This window comes from Actinosynnema sp. (assembly GCF_052038725.1).
The window spans coordinates 1-1,803 of sequence record NZ_JBQGCX010001209.1 but is presented as its reverse complement, the minus strand read 5'-3'; the positions used below and the strand labels follow the sequence as shown (position 1 = coordinate 1,803).

At 76.9% G+C, this 1,803-nt stretch carries 2 protein-coding genes and 1 pseudogene; 1 reads left to right on the top strand and 2 read right to left on the bottom strand.

From position 1 onward, the window contains the following. Positions 1-222: pseudogene (locus tag ACTUAL_RS25445) on the bottom strand (glycosyl transferase); the annotation flags it as partial. After that, positions 219-1,046 carry a carotenoid biosynthesis protein gene (locus tag ACTUAL_RS25440; RefSeq protein ID WP_440902016.1) on the bottom strand — a complete coding sequence of 276 codons (828 nt, stop codon included), beginning with the start codon at positions 1,044-1,046 and terminating at the stop codon, positions 219-221. The pseudogene ACTUAL_RS25445 and the gene ACTUAL_RS25440, both read right to left, overlap by 4 nt. 175 nt (positions 1,047-1,221) lie before the next feature. On the opposite strand from ACTUAL_RS25440, the gene ACTUAL_RS25435 reads away from it, so the two are divergent. Further along, positions 1,222-1,803: FAD-dependent oxidoreductase (locus tag ACTUAL_RS25435; protein WP_440902015.1), on the top strand; the 582-nt coding region annotated here is incomplete at its 3' end.

Here is a 1,803-nt window from a genome sequence, read left to right as displayed (position 1 = left end):
CTCCAGGTCCGGCACCCCGCGCTGCGCCAGCAGCGACCGGATCGTCGCCGCGATCCGGTGCGCCTCGTCGCGCGCGGGCACCAGCACCGACACCGGCTCCGAGCACGGCGGCGGGTCCGCGCGCGGGGAGCGCAGCAGGCGCGCGTTCACCGCCGCGTGCACCGCCCCGAGCGCGGCTCCCGCGCTCGCCGCCGCCCCCGCCGCCCGCAGCACCCGGCTCACCGGCGCCCCCGCCACAGCGCGCGGGCGCACGGCACCGCCCCCCGCCCCATCAGCACCCCGCCGACCAGCGACACCCACGGCCTGCCGAAGAACGCCGCGTGCGCCCACACCGACGACCCGTACGTCCACAGGTACAGCACCGGCGCGGGCCCGAGGACCAGGTCGGTCTCGCGCTCGGCGCGCGGCCCGAGCAGCCGGTGCAGCGCGCCGGTGATCAGCAGCGACACCAGCAGCCACCCGGCGAAGTTGGTCAGCGGGAGGCCCTCCACGCCCGGCAGCGCGGGCTCGGGATCGGCCCACCGCCAGTGCCCGGCGTCGACCATCTGCGGGTCGAGGAACACGTCCCACGACGCCAGCGCCCACGCGGCCAGCGGCGCCGCCGCCCAGCCCGCCGCCCGGCCCGCGGCGCCGCCCCACCGCACCCGCTCCGCGAGCGCCCGCCCGACCAGCACCGACGGCCAGGCCATCATCACCCACGCCATCGGCACCACCACCGGCACGTCCAGCACCTCCAGGCCGAGCGTGCCGGTGTACCCGTAGTCCCCGAACGGCACGCCGGTGCGCAGCCCGACCGCCTCCGCGACCAGCCCGCCACCGCCCGCGACCACCGCCAGCAGCCCCGCCGCGCGCGCCCCGAACCGGGACGCCGCGTCCAGCAGCGACGCGGCGCAGAACAGCGCCACCGAGGTGATCGTCAGCGGCAACCGGTCGGCCGGGTCGGTGACCGCGTAGAGGATCTGGGCCAGCACGACGCCCGAACCGCACAGCCAGGCCGCCAGGGGGAGCACGCGCGCGGAAGATCGGGAGAGCAGCGAGGATGGCACAAAAGGGACCCTAAAAGCGGTACCCCGATCGCGCTTGATGAGCGTGCCCGGTGTTTGCCGCGCGTGGCGCGGGCCACCCCGACGGCCCCGCGCCGCGCCGGCGAAACCCTTGCCGCCCAAGAAGCCCGCCCTGCTCAGCGAGCGGACCGGTGATCTCGGTGCCACGATCACCGGCATGGTCGTCAGCACCCCGAGGTCCTCCGTCTCACCGTCACCCGAGCACACCCCGTCACGTCCGGGTCGTGACCGCGAGGCGGTCCTGCTGCCCGCCCGGCCCGGTCGGCCCCGCGCCGAGGGCGACGGCCCGAAGGTCGCCGTCGTGGGCGGCGGCATCGCGGGCGTCGCGGCGGCGGTCGCGCTGGCCGAGCGGGGCGCGCGGGTGGTGCTGCACGAGGCGCGCGAGGACCTCGGCGGCAGGCTGCGCGGCTGGGAGAGCGGCAACGGCGAGGTGATGACCAGGGGTTTCCACGCGTTCTTCCGCCAGTACTACAACCTGCGCGCCCTGCTGCGCCGCGTCGACCCCGGCCTCGACAGGCTGCGCCCGGTCGCCGACTACCCGCTCGTGCACGCCAACGGCACCCGCGAGAGCTTCGAGGGCCTCCCGCTGACCCCGCCGTGGAACGTCGCCGGGTTCGTGCTGCGCAGCCCCGCGTTCGGCCTGCGCGACCTGGTCCGGATGAACGGCGCCGCCGCCTCCGCCCTGTTCGACGTGAGCGTGCCGGGGACCTACGCCGACCTGGACGGGGTCGACGCGGAC